Genomic DNA, 13,880 nt, shown 5'->3' on the forward strand with positions numbered 1-13,880 from the left:
GGAGGATGGCCCGCCGCGTCCTCACCCTCCTCGCCGCCGTGTACCTGCTCGCGGTCGCGTGGATCACGCTGAACCCCTTCCCGCCGGACCCCCACCGCAACGGGATGCTGACCTCGCTGCTCGCCCTGTTCGCGGAGACGCCCCTGCTGACCTGGGTCGACTACGACGTCGTCGAGTTCTCGGCGAACATCCTCCTGTTCGTGCCGATGGGCGCCCTGCTGACACTGCTGCTCGGCCGGGAGCGCTGGTGGCTGGCCCTCGCCCTGGGCGTGATGGCGACGCTGACGATCGAGTTCGTGCAGCTCTTCCTCCCTGCACGTTTCAGCGACGCCCGCGACCTCCTGGCGAACACGCTCGGGACGCTCGTCGGCATCGCGATCGTCTTCGCGGTCACGGCCGCGGCGGCGGCCCGGGGGCGACGCACCGCCGCGACCGGATCGTAGCGGGAGGGCGCCGCCGTCGCGCCGGGATGCGCGCGCCCTCCCGCGGTCCAGGTGGTCTCGCAGGTCCTCTCCGTCGTCAGACCAGCCCGAAAGCCGACAGCTCTGCGTCGGTGAGCATCCGGGAGCGGATGAGGAACCGTTTCCCTTCCGGAGCCTCCGCCGAGAAGCCACTGCCGCGGCCGTCGACCAGATCGATCGTGAGGTGGGTGTACTTCCAGTACGCGTACTGCGACGCCGACATGTAGACGCGCACCGGATCGATGCCGTCCACGTCGAGCGCGCCGAGCAGGACGTCCGCGGAGCCGACGCGGAACATCCCGACCGGGTAGCACATCGGCGAGGAGCCGTCGCAGCAGCCGCCCGACTGATGGAACATGAGCGGGCCGTGCGTCTCCGCCAGCCGCCGCAGCATGTCTGCGGCGGCCGGGGTGACGTCCACCCGCGTCTCGGCAGCGTCGGACACCGCGACTCCTAGAAGAAGCCCATCGGGCCGTCGGCGTACGAGACGAGGAGGTTCTTCGTCTGCTGGTAGTGGTCGAGCATCATGCGGTGGTTCTCCCGACCGATGCCGGACTGCTTGTAGCCGCCGAACGCCGCGTGCGCCGGGTACTGGTGGTAGGTGTTCGACCAGACGCGTCCGGCCTCGATGGCGCGGCCTGCCCGGTACAGCTGGGAGCCGTTGCGGCTCCATACGCCCGCGCCGAGGCCATAGAGCGTGTCGTTGGCCATCGCGATGGCGTCGTCGAAGTCGGAGAAGCTGGTGAGCGCGAGCACCGGCCCGAAGATCTCCTCCTGGAAGATGCGCATCGAGTTCTGGCCCTCGAACACCGTGGGCTGCACGTAGTAGCCGCCCGCGAGGTCGCCGCCCAGATCGGCGCGCTCGCCGCCGGTCAGCAGTTTCGCCCCTTCCTTCTTGCCGATGTCCATGTACGACAAGATCTTCTCCAGCTGGTCGTTGGACGCCTGCGCGCCGATCATCGTCGAGACGTCGAGCGGGTTGCCCTGCGTGATGCGCTTGACCCGTTCGAGGCCGTCGGCGACGAATCCGTCGTAGATCGATCGCTGCACGAGGGCGCGCGACGGGCAGGTGCAGACCTCGCCCTGGTTGAGCGCGAAGAACGAGAAGCCCTCGAGCGCCTTGTCGTAGAACGAGTCGCGCTCGGCCGCGACGTCGTCGAAGAAGATGTTCGGGCTCTTGCCGCCGAGCTCGAGCGTGACCGGGATCAGGTTCTCGCTCGCGTACTGCATGATGAGCCGGCCCGTGGTGGTCTCGCCGGTAAAGGCGACCTTGCGGACGCGCGGGTGCGACGCCAGCGGGGCGCCGGCCTCGAACCCGAATCCGTTGACGATGTTGAGCACGCCGTCCGGAAGGAGGTCGCGCACGAGATCGAGCCAGACATGGATGGACGCCGGAGTCTGCTCCGCCGGCTTCAGGACCACGCAGTTGCCCGCGGCGAGGGCCGGCGCGAGCTTCCAGGTCGCCATGAGGAGGGGGAAGTTCCACGGGATGATCTGCGCGACCACGCCGAGCGGCTCGTGGAAGTGGTACGCGACGGTGTCGTGGTCGATCTCGCTGATGCCGCCCTCCTGAGCGCGCAGGGCCCCGGCGAAGTAGCGGAAGTGGTCGATCGCCAGCGGGATGTCGGCGGCGAGCGTCTCGCGCACCGGCTTGCCGTTGTCCCAGGTCTCGGCGACCGCGAGCAGCTCGAGGTTGGCCTCCATGCGGTCGGCGATACGGGTGAGGAGCAGGGCGCGTTCGGCGACGGAGGTCTTGCCCCAGGCCGGGAAGGCAGCCCAGGCCGCGTCCACGGCGCGATCGACGTCGGCGGCGGTGCCGCGGGCGATCTCGGTGAAGGGGCGGCCGGTCACCGGGGTGACGTCCTCGAAGTACTGGCCGCTCGCCGGGGCGACGTACCGGCCGCCGATGTAGTGGTCGTACCGGGTGGCGTAGTTGACGACGGCGCCCTCCGTGCCGGGCTGGGCGTACACGCTCGGCGCCTCCGCCGCGGGTGCGGGCGCCTCCTGGGCGCCGGTCTGCTCGGGGGTCAAGGTCATGGCAGTCTCCTTCGACTCGCGCGGCCCGCACCGTCGCGCGCCGTCGACCTCGACGCTACGCAGCCCCACGTTGCATCCCGTTGCGTGGACACGCGCCTCCACATTCGGACCGAATGTGCACTCTGAGTGCGGTGGTTTCTGGTGGTGAGTGCAACACCCTTTGTTGATGTGGAGGGTTGGGATGGGGTTGCATTCGTCGTTGGAGACGCGGGTTGAGGCGTTGGGGTTGTTGTTGGCTGGTGCTTCGGCTGTGAGTGTGGCGGTGGTGGTGGGGGTGCCGCGTGGTCGGGTGCAGCGGTGGGCCAGGCTTGCGGGCATGAGGTTTGAGCCGGGGAGTCGTGCTGGTTTGTTGCGTGTCGGGCTGTCGGGTGCGGGTGGCGCGGCGGGGGGTCATGGGCGCAGGTTGTCGTTGGCGGATCGGGCGTTGATCCAGGCAGGGTTGGCGCAGGGGTTCTCGTTGCGCCGGATCGCGGGTCTGGTCGGGGTGGCACCGTCGACGGTGTCGCGGGAGGTTGCCCGTTCCAGGTGGTCGTATCGGGGGCGGTGGCAATATGAGGCGGGGGTGGCGCATCAGGTCGCCGGTCAGCGGCGGGCCCGGCCCAAGCCGCGCAAACTCGATCAGGATCCGTGGTTGCGGGCCGCGGTGGTCGAACAGTTGAACGCCCGGTTCTCCCCGCAGCAGGTCGCGGGTCGGCTGCCGCTGCTGTTCCCGGGGCGAGAGGATATGCGGGTGACGGCTGAGACGATCTACCAGGCCCTCTATGTTCAGGGCAAAGGCGGGTTGCGGCACGAGCTGACCGTGGTCAAAGCGTTGCGGACCGGTCGGGCGGGACGCATCCCGCAGTCGAAACTGCCGCGGCGCAGCAACCGGCCCTGGCTGGACGGTGCCCGGCTCAGCGACCGGCCAGCCCAGGTCACCGACCGCGCCGTCCCGGGACATTGGGAAGGCGACCTCGTCGTCGGACCCGCAGGCTCCGGGATCATCACCCTGGTCGAACGCTCCACCCGGTTCGCCCTCCTGGGCCGGCTGCCCGGAACCCGGGACTCCGCCACGGTCATCGACCGGCTCACCGAGATGATCGGCCACCTGCCGTCCGCACTGTTCTCGACCCTGACCTGGGATCAGGGCACCGAGATGGCAGAACACGCCCGCTTCACTATCGCAACCGGTTGCCCGGTGTTCTTCGCCGACCCTCACTCACCCTGGCAGCGCGGCAGCAACGAGAACCTCAACGGGCTGATCCGAGACTTCTACCCCAAGGGCACCAACTTCAACACCATCCCCGACGCCGACCTCGCCGAAACCCAACGCCTCCTCAACATCCGCCCCCGACAAACCTTGAACTTCCACACCCCAGCCGAGAAACTCGACCAATACCTACAAGGTGTTGCACTCACCAGCTGAAACCGCCTGCGCGAATCGCGACATTTGGTCCAAATGGTGGGGGGTGCTCTCAGCGCTCGAGGGCGAGGAGCCGCGCGACGACCTGGGCGCGGCGCGGTGAGTGCGGCGGCAGCGCCTGCAGCGCAGCGCGCCAGATCTCGTCGTCGGCCGACCCGCGCTCGGTCTCGCCCCAGGCGATCAGCAGATCGGCGGACCCCGACTCCAGCAGCGCCTCCCGCAGCCGGGCGACCACATCCTCCCGCAGCTCCTCGAGCCCCGGGGCGTCGGAGCCGGGGAGCGGGCCGCCGCCGTACGCGGCGACCGCCGCCCGGTGCGCGCCGCGCCGTTGCAGGTCGACCACCCCGCCAAGATCCGTCTCCAGCGGAGCGGCGAGCCGGTACGGCCGCGCGAGCGGCCCGAGCTCGGGAGCGACGCCCGCGAGCGCTCGCCGCAGGCGCACCATCTCGGCACGCAGGGTCACGATGCTGCGCGGGTCGCCGTACACGAGCTCGGCGAGGCGCTCGGCCGAGAGCCCGTCCCGGTGCCAGGCCAGAAGGGTGAGCAGCTCGCTGTGCCGGCTGCTCAAGGTCCCCGAGCGTCCGCTCGTGCCCGTGAGCTCCCCGGTGTCTCGGCCCAGCACCCGCAGCGACGGGATCGCCGGGCGCGGCCGTTCGCGCCGGCCGCGGCCTCCCGCGCTCGCCTCCCGCAGCCGGGCGATCAGCAGTTCGCGCTCCACCGCGGCCACCGTCGCCTCCAGCATCGGCAGGACGTGCGGCGCCGCGACCTGGTCGCCTCCGGTCACGTCCAGCACCCCGATGATCTCGCCCGTCTCGGGGTCGTGGACGGGCACGGCCGTGCAACTCCACGGCTTCACCTCGAACGAGAAGTGCTCCGACCCGCGGATCTGCACGCCGCCGCCGATGGCCAACGCCGTTCCCGGCGCCGAGGTGCCCACGTCGCCTTCGGCCCAGGCCGCCCCGGGGACGAACAGCATCCCCTCCGCCTGCCGGCGCAGCACGGGGTCGCCCTCCACCCAAAGCAGGCGCCCGCGCGCGTCGCCCACAGCGACCACCACGCGGCTGTCCGGCTCGGCGTCGCGCACCAGCAGCTGACGGATGACGGGGAGCGCCGCCGCGATGGGATGCGCACGACGCGCGTCCTCGAGCCCGGGCCCGTCGAGCACCAGCGGAGCGCTCACCCGCTCGGGGTCGAGGCGGGCCCGTTCGGCGCGCCGCCACGACGCGCCCACGAGCGGGCGCACACTGCGCGAGACTCCCTCGTCCATGCGCAGATCGTACGCCGCGTAGCCTGGAACGCGTGCAGACCATCGTGAAGGAGCGCCGTGACGCGCCCGACCGGTTCTTCGAGGCGGAGGCCGCGGGACTCGCCTGGCTCGCCGCCGCCGAGAGCGAGGGTGGAGCGCGCGTCGTGCGGGTCGCGAGCGTCGCCCCCGGACGGATCGAGCTCGAGCGCATCGCCGAGGCGCACCCCTCGGCCGGGGCCGCGCGCGACCTCGGCGCCGGGCTCGCCGCGACCCACGCCGCCGGCGCCGACGCGTTCGGCGCGCCTCCGGACGGGTGGGGCGGTCCGCTCTACATCGGACGCCGTACGCTCCCGATCGCCCATGAGACGTCCTGGGGCCGGTTCTACGCCCGTGATCGCATCCGGCCGTACCTCGACGTCGCCGTGGAGGCCGGCACCGTGACGGCATCGCAGCTCCCCGTCATCCGGGCGGCCGTCGAGCGCGTCGAGTCCGGCGAGCTCGACGACGACGAGGCGCCCGCCCGCCTCCACGGCGACCTGTGGAACGGCAACGTGCTCTGGTCGCCGCATGGCGCCGTGCTCATCGACCCGGCCGCGCACGGCGGACACCGCGAGACCGATCTCGCGATGCTGGCGCTCTTCGGTGCCCCTTTCCTCGACGACATCGTGGCGGGGTACGACGCCGCGCGCCCGCTGCGTGCGGGCTGGCGCGCGCGTCTCCCGCTGCACCAGCTGCACCCGCTCGCGGTGCATGCGGCCGGCCACGGCCCGGCCTACGGCGCCGCGCTCGCCGACGCGTCGCGGGCGACCCTGGCGCTCTGATCCGCCCCATCCGCCGCCGAAGCGGCCTCGACTGATAGGATGCTGGGTGGTCGGCCGTGCGCCGGCCGACCGGAGCAGGCCGGCAGGAGCTGGTCCTCGGTGGTGGTATCCGGATGCCCGCGACGACAGCGTCGACGGAGCAGCCGTGTATTTCTACTGATGGCCAGACGGGCTCAGCCCACGCATTCGCCTGGGATGCCGCGTACACGCACAACTGTGTCGAACTGCCTGCTCGCTCCTTGGAGAGTCGCGCCCACACGGGGCCGCGACGTTAAACAAAGGAGAAAGACCTCTTGGAAGGTCCCGAAATCAAGTTCGCCGAAGCCGTGCTCGACAACGGCCGCTTCGGCACCCGCACCGTCCGGTTCGAGACCGGACGCCTCGCCCAGCAGGCGCAGGGCGCCGTCGCCGCGTACCTCGACGAGGAGACGATGCTGCTGAGCGCGACGAGCGCCAGCAAGCACCCGAAGGACAACTTCGACTTCTTCCCGCTGACCGTCGACGTGGAAGAGCGCTCGTACGCTGCCGGCAAGATCCCCGGCTCGTTCTTCCGCCGTGAGGGCCGCCCCTCGACCGAGGCGATCCTCGTCTGCCGTCTGATCGACCGCCCGCTGCGCCCGTCGTTCGTCGACGGCCTCCGCAACGAGGTGCAGATCGTCATCACCGTCCTGAGCATCGCTCCCGACGAGTTCTACGACGCGCTCGCCATCAACGCGGCCAGCGCCTCGACGCAGATCTCCGGCCTGCCGTTCTCCGGCCCGATCGCGGGTGTGCGCCTGGCCCTCATCCCCGGCAACGGACAGCACGAGGACCAGTGGATCGCCTTCCCGAAGGCGTCGCAGCTCGAGGAGGCCGTGTTCGACCTCGTCGTCGCGGGCCGCGTGCTCACCAACGAGGACGGCTCCGAGGGCGACGTCGCGATCATGATGGTCGAGGCCGAAGCCACCGAGAACAGCTGGAACCTCATCCAGGGCGGCGCCGTCAAGCCCAGCGAAGAGGTCGTGGCGCAGGGCCTGGAGGCGGCGAAGCCGTTCATCCGCCAGCTCGTCGGCGCCCAGACCGTGCTCGCCTCGCAGTCCGCGAAGGCGATCGCCGACTACCCGGTGTTCCTGCCCTACTCGCAGAACACCTACGACAACGTCGCCGGTCTCGCCTACGACGAGCTCGTGAACGTCTACCAGATCGCCGACAAGATCGAGCGCCAGAACGCCGACGACGCCCTCAAGGAGCGCGTCAAGGTCGCCCTCACCGAGAAGGTGGAGGCCGGCGTGCTCGACGCGGAGGTCCTCACCCAGTTCTCCGCGGCGTACAAGTCGGTCTCGAAGGTGGTCATGCGCGGTCGTGTGCTGCGCGAGGGCATCCGCATCGACGGCCGCGGCCTGACCGACATCCGTCCGCTCGACGCCGAGGTGCAGGTCATCCCGCGCGTCCACGGCTCGGCGATCTTCCAGCGCGGCGAGACCCAGATCCTGGGCGTCACCACGCTGAACATGCTCAAGATGGAGCAGCAGATCGACTCGCTCTCGCCGGTCACCAAGAAGCGCTACCTGCACCACTACAACTTCCCGCCCTACTCGACCGGTGAGACCGGTCGTGTTGGCTCGCCGAAGCGTCGCGAGATCGGGCACGGCTTCCTCGCCGAGCGCGCCCTCGTGCCGGTGCTGCCGAGCCGCGAGGAGTTCCCGTACGCGATCCGTCAGGTGTCCGAGGCCCTCGGCTCCAACGGCTCGACCTCGATGGGCTCCGTCTGTGCCTCCACCCTCTCGCTGCTGAACGCCGGCGTGCCGCTGCGCGCCCCGGTCGCAGGCATCGCGATGGGCCTGATCTCGGACGTCGTCGACGGTGAGACCCGCTACGCGGCGCTCACCGACATCCTGGGCGCGGAGGACGCGCTCGGTGACATGGACTTCAAGGTCGCGGGCACCAGCGAGTTCGTCACCGCCATCCAGCTCGACACCAAGCTCGACGGCATCCCGTCGTCGGTCCTGGCAGGCGCGCTGACCCAGGCGAAGGACGCCCGCACCACGATCCTCAGCGTCCTGAACGCGGCGATCGACACGCCCGACGAGATGGCCCCGACCGCGCCCCGCGTGATCTCGGTCCAGATCCCGGTCGACAAGATCGGCGAGCTGATCGGCCCGAAGGGCAAGACGATCAACGCCATCCAGGACGAGACCGGCGCCGACATCTCCATCGAGGAGGACGGCACCGTCTACATCGGCGCCGTCGACGGACCGTCGGCCGAGGCCGCCCGCGCGCAGGTCAACGCGATCGCGAACCCGACCAACCCGGAGATCGGCGAGCAGTTCCTCGGAACCGTCGTCAAGATCGCCGCGTTCGGCGCGTTCGTCTCGCTCCTGCCGGGCAAGGACGGCCTGCTGCACATCTCCGAGGTGCGCAAGCTCGCCGGTGGCAAGCGCGTCGAGAACGTCGAGGACGTGCTCGGGGTCGGCCAGAAGATCCTCGTGGAGATCACCAAGATCGACGACCGCGGCAAGCTCTCGCTCGCCCCGGTGATCGCGGACGAGGCCGATACGCACGGCCGCGACGCCGCGTCCGAGGGCCCCTCGGAGCCCGCGGAGGGCTGAGCCCCGCTCTGATCGCAGCCGAAGGCCGCGTCGACGACTGGTCGGCGCGGCCTTCGTGCATCCCTCCTGACCTGGCGCGCCGCCGAGACGGCCAGAAATGGGGCCGAATCCGCCGAGACGGCTGACTCTGGGCCGCCTCGGCGACCGTCCGGGTCAGTCGCGGGTGAGCAGGGGGCGCAGGCGGTAGGGGATGAGCTCGCCCATGTCGAGCGAGGTCTCTGCGCGGACCACTCCCTCCGTCGACTGGATGGCGCCCGTGATCCGGAAGAGGTCCTCCGCGTCGCGGCTCACAACCCGCAGCAGCAGGTCCGACGCGCCGGACAGGCCGTGCGCCTCCACGATCTCGGGAATCGCCGAGAGGCGGTCCACGATCGCGGCGAGCTTCTGCTGCTGCACGTGCACCGTGACGTACGCGGCCAGCGGGTAGCCGGCCGCGCGCACGTCGATGCGCCGCTCGAACGACAGGAAGGCGCCGCTGCGCTCCAGCTCGGCGACGCGCGCCTGCACGGTGTTGCGGCTGAGGCCGAGCCGGTCGGCGAGGGAGACGTTGGTCGAGCGCGGGTCGTCGGCGAGGGCGACGAGGATGCGGCGGTCGGTGCTGTCGAACGTGCGCATAGTGTGAAAGGTAGCACCGCCGCCCGCGCCCGGACAGTGCAGAGTGCACGGTCGACACGCCGTTGGTTGTGCGCCCTGATCGCGCAGCGTAGCCTTCCGAGTGATTCCGGCAATGAGGCCGGATGCCGGAGCCGGCCGCCACAAGCGCGTCGCTCCGGGCGTGAGAGTGAAGGTTGCGTGAACCGTGACGATCGACAATCAGCCTGGTGTGCACCTCGGCCGCGACGGCGGCCTCGATGACGTCCGCCTCCCCGCGGGCGCCGACACCGTCCAGCTCCTGACCCCGGCAGGGGAGCGGTTGAGCGACGTGCGGTACGACGCCTGGATCTCGGACATCGGCCCCGACCAACTGCTCGACCTCTACGAAGACATGGTCGTGATCCGCCGCATCGACGCCGAGGCGACCGCTCTGCAGCGGCAGGGCGAGCTGGGGCTGTGGCCGCCCCTCCTGGGCCAGGAGGCCTCCCAGATCGGGTCGGGGCGCGCCCTGCGCTCGGACGACTTCGTCTTCTCCAGCTACCGCGAGCACGGCGTCGCCTACTGCCGCGGTGCGGGACTCGTCGACCTGCTGCGCGTCTGGCGCGGATCGGCGCAGAGCGGCTGGAACCCCTACGACATCAACATGGCGACGCCGCAGGTGATCATCGGCGCGCAGACGCTGCACGCGACGGGATACGCGCTGGGCATCCAGGCCGACGGGACGGACGCGGTCGCGGTCGCCTACTTCGGCGACGGCGCGACGAGCGAGGGAGACGTCAGCGAGGCGCTCATCTTCGCCGCGACGTATTCCGCGCCTGTCGTGTTCTTCTGCCAGAACAACCAGTACGCGATCTCGGAGCCGGTCGGCCTGCAGGCTCAGAGGCCGATCGCCGAACGCGCACCCGGGTTCGGAGTGCCGAGCATCCGGGTCGACGGCAATGACGTCCTCGCCGTCCTCGCCGCGTCGCGTGCGGCGCTCGACCGGGCCCGCTCCGGAGGCGGCCCGACCTTCATCGAGGCGGTCACCTACCGCATGGGGCCGCACACGACCGCCGACGATCCCACGCGCTACCGCGACCCTGCGGAGCTCGACGAGTGGCGCGGGCGCGACCCGATCGCGCGTGTCGAGGCGCACCTGGACGGTCTGGGACGGCTCGACGAGGCCCGTCTGACGGCCATCCAGGAGAAGGCCGACCGGGTCGCCGCGGAGATGCGGGCCGGCTGCCTGGCGCTGCAGGACCCGGACCCGCTCACCGTCTTCGACAACGTGTACGCCGAACCCCACTCCGGCCTGGCCCGGCAGCGCGATCACTATTCGCGCTACTTGCGCACCTTCGTCGGGGGCGACGGACGGTGACCGCTCTCACGATGGCGAAGGCCATCAACGCGGGCCTGCGCAAGGCCCTCGCCGACGACCCGCATGTCGTGCTGATGGGGGAGGACATCGGGACGCTGGGGGGCGTCTTCCGCGTGACGGATGGGCTGCAGACGGAGTTCGGCCCCCGCCGGGTGATGGATTCGCCTCTGGCCGAGTCGGGCATCCTGGGCACCGCCGTGGGGATGGCCTACCGCGGCTACCGGCCGGTGGTCGAGATCCAGTTCGACGGCTTCGTGTACCCCGCGTTCGACCAGATCGTCAGCCAGGTCGCGCGCATGCACTACCGGACCGCCGGCGCCGTGCGGATGCCGATCACGATCCGCGTGCCGTTCGCCGGGGGGATCGGCGCTGCCGAGCACCACTCCGACTCTCCCGAAGCGTACTTCGCGCACGCGGCGGGGCTGCGGGTGGTGAGCCCCTCTGACCCGCAGGACGCGTACACGCTCATTCAGCAGGCCATCGCGTCGGACGATCCCGTGCTCTACTTCGAGCCCAAGCGCCGCTACCACGCCAAGGGGGAGGTGGACGAGGAGGCCGCGCTCGCGGACGCCCGCCCGATGGGGACCGCGCGCGTCGTCGCCGAGGGCGGCGACGTCACGCTGGTCACCTACGGCGGTCTCGTGCAGCTGGCGCGGGATGCGGCCGTGGCGGCGGGCGACGAGGGCGTCTCGGTCGAGGTCGTCGACCTCCGCTCGCTCTCACCGCTGGACCTGGACACGGTGGTCGCGTCGGTGCGCAAGACCGGCAGACTGGTCGTCACGCACGAGGCCGCGCTGTCGGGCGGACTCGGCGCGGAGATCTCCGCCTCGATCACGGAACGCTGCTTCTACCACCTCGAGCACGCGCCGGTGCGGGTGACCGGCCATGACATCCCCTACCCGGCGGCCCGGCTGGAGCACGCACACCTGCCCGACCTGGACCGCATCCTCGACGGCATCGATCGCGCGATGGACCGGCCGAACTCGCTCACGGGGGTGGAGGACTGATGGCGGTCAAGGATTTCGCCCTGCCGGATCTCGGGGAGGGCCTCACCGAGTCGGAGCTGGTGAGCTGGAAGGTCGCCGTCGGCGACAGTGTGCGGCTCAACCAGATCATCGCCGAGGTCGAGACGGCCAAGGCATTGGTGGAGCTGCCCGCGCCCTACGACGGGCGGGTGTCGCGGCTCTACGTCGAGCCGGGCGTGACGGTCGCGGTGGGGGAGCCGCTCGTCGCCTTCGAGGTGGCGGGCGCGGAGCCGGAGACCGCTCCCGCTGCCGCCTCCGGTGGCCAGGCCGAGGTGCCGGAGCCGACCCTGGTCGGCTACGGTGCCCGGCCCGACGCGACGTCGCGACCCGTGCGCCGGGCGCGGCCGGGCCTGACCGGGGCGCCCGCCGCGGCGACGCACGGGCAGACCGCGTCCCCGATCGCTTCGACCGGCATTGCAGCCGCCACGCCCGCCGCCGAGCGCCCGCGGGCCACACCGCCGGTGCGCAGACTCGCGCGGGAGCGCGGCATCGACCTCGCCACCGTCACCGGGACGGGCGAGCGCGGCCTCGTCACCCGCCAGGATCTCGACGCCGAGACCGCCTCGCCTCGCGTGTCCGAGACCTTCGGAGCGAACCGCCTCCCGGTGGCCGCGGCCACGACGGCGCCCGCCCGGGGCGACACCCGCATCCCGATCCGCGGCGTGCGCAAGGCGACCGCCGAGGCCATGGTCCGCAGCGCGTTCTCCGCCCCGCAGGCGACGGTGTTCGTCACGGTCGATGTGACCGCCACCTCGCAGCTCGTCGAGCGGTTGCGGGCGCGCACGGAGACCGCCGAGGCCCGGCCGGGGCTCCTCGCCGTCGTCGCCAAGGCGCTCTGCCTCGCGATCCGTCGCACGCCCGACGTCAACGCGCGCTGGGACGACACCGCCCAGGAGATCGTCCAGTCGGGTGCGGTGCACCTGGGCATCGCCGCCGCCACGCCGCGCGGCCTGCTCGTCCCGGTCGTCCGCGACGCCGACCTGCTGCCGCTGCCGGAGCTCGCCGCCGCGATCCGCTCCCTGGCGGAGACGGCCCGGGCGGGACGCACCGCGCCGGCCGATCTGACGGGCGGCACGATCACGATCACCAACGTCGGCGTGTTCGGGGTGGACGCGGGCACGCCCATCCTGACGCCGGGGGAGGCCGCCATCCTGGCCCTCGGCGCTGTGCGCCGTCAGCCGTGGGAGTACGACGGGGGCATCGCGCTGCGCGACGTGGTCACGCTGGCCCTGTCGTTCGATCACCGGATCGTGGACGGCCAGCAGGCCTCCCGATTGCTCTCCGATGTCGGCCGCATCCTGCACGACCCGGGATCTGTGCTCGCCCTGGTGTGAGGGCGCGACCGTCAGGCGTGCAGCGCCGCGTTGAGCTCGACGCCCGAGCCGGCGCGGCGCAGCACCTCGACGGCTCCGCTGACGGAGTTGCGGCGGAAGAGCAGGCCCGGAACGCCTGACAGCTCGACGGCCTTGACCGTCTGGGGGCGGCCGTCGGCGGTGGGGGCCGCGTCGACGACGATGACCTTCGTGCCGGCCGTGACGTAGAGGCCCGCCTCCACGACGCTGTCGTCGCCGATGGAGATGCCGATGCCGGAGTTGGCGCCGAGCAGGGCGCGTTCGCCGATCGCGACGCGCTGGGTGCCCCCGCCGGAGAGTGTGCCCATGATGGAGGCCCCGCCGCCGATGTCGGACCCGTCGCCCACGACGACGCCCTGCGAGATGCGGCCTTCGACCATGGAGGAGCCGAGCGTGCCGGCGTTGAAGTTGACGAAGCCTTCGTGCATCACGGTCGTACCCGGTGCGAGGTGGGCGCCGAGGCGCACGCGCGAGGCGTCGGCGATGCGGACCCGGTCGGGTGTGACGTAGTCGAGCAGGCGCGGGAACTTGTCGATGCCCGTGGCGTGGATGCCGGCTCGCTGCAGGGCCGGGCGCAGGCGGTCGAAGTCGGCCGGGAGGACCGGGCCGGCGTTCGTCCAGGTGACGATCGGGAGGTGGGCGAAGACGCCGTCGAGGTTGACCGTGTTCGGCGCGACGAGGAGGTGCGAGAGCAGGTGGAGGCGCAGGTAGGCGTCCGGCGTGGTGGCGGGGGGAGCATCGAGGTCGATCTCGACGGTCACGATGTCGATGCGGACGTTCCGGCGGGCGTCTTCGCCTGCCAGGGCCTCGAGCTCGGCCGGGGCGATCCACGGCTCGCGACCGGCCGGGATGCCGCCGAGGCGCGGTGACGGGTACCAGGTGTCGAGCACGGTGCCGTCGCCGGCGACCGTCGCGAGTCCGTATCCCCACGCGGTGCGGGAGGCGGCGGGCGCGGGGGACTCGTCAGCAATCTCGGAAGGCATGGCTCTAGATTAGT

General features: G+C 71.3%; 12 protein-coding genes. 7 read left to right on the forward strand and 5 right to left on the reverse strand.

Annotated features, from left to right (window positions below):
- Nucleotides 1-5: 5 nt before the first annotated feature.
- Nucleotides 6-443: a VanZ family protein gene (locus IT072_RS08005; protein WP_223360417.1), complete on the forward strand. Its 438-nt coding sequence runs from the start codon at nucleotides 6-8 to the stop codon at nucleotides 441-443.
- 76 nt (nucleotides 444-519) lie between these two features.
- Here IT072_RS08005 and IT072_RS08010 read toward each other — a convergent pair whose 3' ends face one another.
- Together IT072_RS08010 and exaC are read right to left on the reverse strand one after the other, a co-directional pair.
- A complete protein-coding gene (locus tag IT072_RS08010) occupies nucleotides 520-855 on the reverse strand; it encodes a DUF779 domain-containing protein (RefSeq protein ID WP_223360923.1) in 336 nt (111 codons plus the stop codon).
- A gap of 59 nt (nucleotides 856-914) precedes the next feature.
- Nucleotides 915-2,498 carry an acetaldehyde dehydrogenase ExaC gene (gene exaC / locus IT072_RS08015; RefSeq protein WP_223360418.1) on the reverse strand — a complete coding sequence of 528 codons (1,584 nt, stop codon included), beginning with the start codon at nucleotides 2,496-2,498 and terminating at the stop codon, nucleotides 915-917.
- A gap of 181 nt (nucleotides 2,499-2,679) precedes the next feature.
- On the opposite strand from exaC, the gene IT072_RS08025 reads away from it, so the two are divergent.
- Nucleotides 2,680-3,903, forward strand: coding sequence for an IS30 family transposase (locus tag IT072_RS08025; RefSeq protein WP_442786773.1), 1,224 nt, complete (start codon nucleotides 2,680-2,682; stop codon nucleotides 3,901-3,903).
- A gap of 49 nt (nucleotides 3,904-3,952) precedes the next feature.
- Here the strand turns inward: IT072_RS08025 and IT072_RS08030 are convergent, their stop codons facing one another.
- Complete coding sequence (locus IT072_RS08030; protein WP_223360419.1) at nucleotides 3,953-5,167, reverse strand: helix-turn-helix domain-containing protein; 1,215 nt, start codon at nucleotides 5,165-5,167, stop codon at nucleotides 3,953-3,955.
- A 41-nt stretch (nucleotides 5,168-5,208) separates the two neighbouring features.
- Here IT072_RS08030 and IT072_RS08035 point away from each other — a divergent pair, with 41 nt between their 5' ends.
- Nucleotides 5,209-5,967 (forward strand): fructosamine kinase family protein, encoded by a 759-nt coding sequence (locus tag IT072_RS08035; protein ID WP_223360924.1) that lies wholly within the window; start codon nucleotides 5,209-5,211, stop codon nucleotides 5,965-5,967.
- Nucleotides 5,968-6,260: 293 nt separating this feature from the next.
- On the forward strand, nucleotides 6,261-8,555 hold the full coding sequence (locus IT072_RS08040; RefSeq protein WP_223360420.1) for a polyribonucleotide nucleotidyltransferase: 2,295 nt from the start codon (nucleotides 6,261-6,263) through the stop codon (nucleotides 8,553-8,555).
- Nucleotides 8,556-8,708: 153 nt separating this feature from the next.
- On the opposite strand, the gene IT072_RS08045 is transcribed toward IT072_RS08040, so the two are convergent.
- Complete coding sequence (locus IT072_RS08045) at nucleotides 8,709-9,170, reverse strand: Lrp/AsnC family transcriptional regulator (protein ID WP_223360421.1); 462 nt, start codon at nucleotides 9,168-9,170, stop codon at nucleotides 8,709-8,711.
- 184 nt (nucleotides 9,171-9,354) lie between these two features.
- Between IT072_RS08045 and pdhA the strand changes: the two genes are divergently transcribed.
- From pdhA to IT072_RS08060, 3 genes are read left to right on the forward strand one after another with little or no spacing between them, the layout of a single operon-like run.
- Complete coding sequence (gene pdhA / locus IT072_RS08050; protein WP_442786792.1) at nucleotides 9,355-10,506, forward strand: pyruvate dehydrogenase (acetyl-transferring) E1 component subunit alpha; 1,152 nt, start codon at nucleotides 9,355-9,357, stop codon at nucleotides 10,504-10,506.
- Nucleotides 10,503-11,513, forward strand: coding sequence for an alpha-ketoacid dehydrogenase subunit beta (locus tag IT072_RS08055; RefSeq protein ID WP_223360422.1), 1,011 nt, complete (start codon nucleotides 10,503-10,505; stop codon nucleotides 11,511-11,513). The genes pdhA and IT072_RS08055 overlap by 4 nt, the downstream gene beginning before the upstream one ends.
- The gene (locus IT072_RS08060; RefSeq protein WP_223360423.1) at nucleotides 11,513-12,865 is read left to right on the forward strand and encodes a dihydrolipoamide acetyltransferase family protein; all 1,353 of its coding nucleotides are present in this window, start codon (nucleotides 11,513-11,515) and stop codon (nucleotides 12,863-12,865) included. Before IT072_RS08055 ends, IT072_RS08060 begins: the two co-directional genes overlap by 1 nt.
- Before the next feature lie 11 nt (nucleotides 12,866-12,876).
- Here the strand turns inward: IT072_RS08060 and dapD are convergent, their stop codons facing one another.
- Nucleotides 12,877-13,866, reverse strand: coding sequence for a 2,3,4,5-tetrahydropyridine-2,6-dicarboxylate N-succinyltransferase (gene dapD / locus IT072_RS08065; RefSeq protein ID WP_223360424.1), 990 nt, complete (start codon nucleotides 13,864-13,866; stop codon nucleotides 12,877-12,879).
- Nucleotides 13,867-13,880 lie beyond the last annotated feature (14 nt).

This window comes from Leifsonia sp. ZF2019 (assembly GCF_019924635.1).
GTDB lineage: Bacteria > Actinomycetota > Actinomycetes > Actinomycetales > Microbacteriaceae > Leifsonia.

What these genes read in the sequence shown, in the direction of transcription:
- IT072_RS08005 (WP_223360417.1), top strand. Translation starts at nt 6, where the DNA reads ATGGCCCGCCGCGTCCTCACCCTCCTCGCCGCCGTGTACCTGCTCGCG.
- IT072_RS08010 (WP_223360923.1), bottom strand. Translation starts at nt 855, where the DNA reads ATGCTGCGGCGGCTGGCGGAGACGCACGGCCCGCTCATGTTCCATCAG.
- exaC (WP_223360418.1), bottom strand. Translation starts at nt 2,498, where the DNA reads ATGACCTTGACCCCCGAGCAGACCGGCGCCCAGGAGGCGCCCGCACCC.
- IT072_RS08025 (WP_442786773.1), top strand. Translation starts at nt 2,680, where the DNA reads ATGGGGTTGCATTCGTCGTTGGAGACGCGGGTTGAGGCGTTGGGGTTG.
- IT072_RS08030 (WP_223360419.1), bottom strand. Translation starts at nt 5,167, where the DNA reads ATGGACGAGGGAGTCTCGCGCAGTGTGCGCCCGCTCGTGGGCGCGTCG.
- IT072_RS08045 (WP_223360421.1), bottom strand. Translation starts at nt 9,170, where the DNA reads ATGCGCACGTTCGACAGCACCGACCGCCGCATCCTCGTCGCCCTCGCC.
- IT072_RS08060 (WP_223360423.1), top strand. Translation starts at nt 11,513, where the DNA reads ATGGCGGTCAAGGATTTCGCCCTGCCGGATCTCGGGGAGGGCCTCACC.
- dapD (WP_223360424.1), bottom strand. Translation starts at nt 13,866, where the DNA reads ATGCCTTCCGAGATTGCTGACGAGTCCCCCGCGCCCGCCGCCTCCCGC.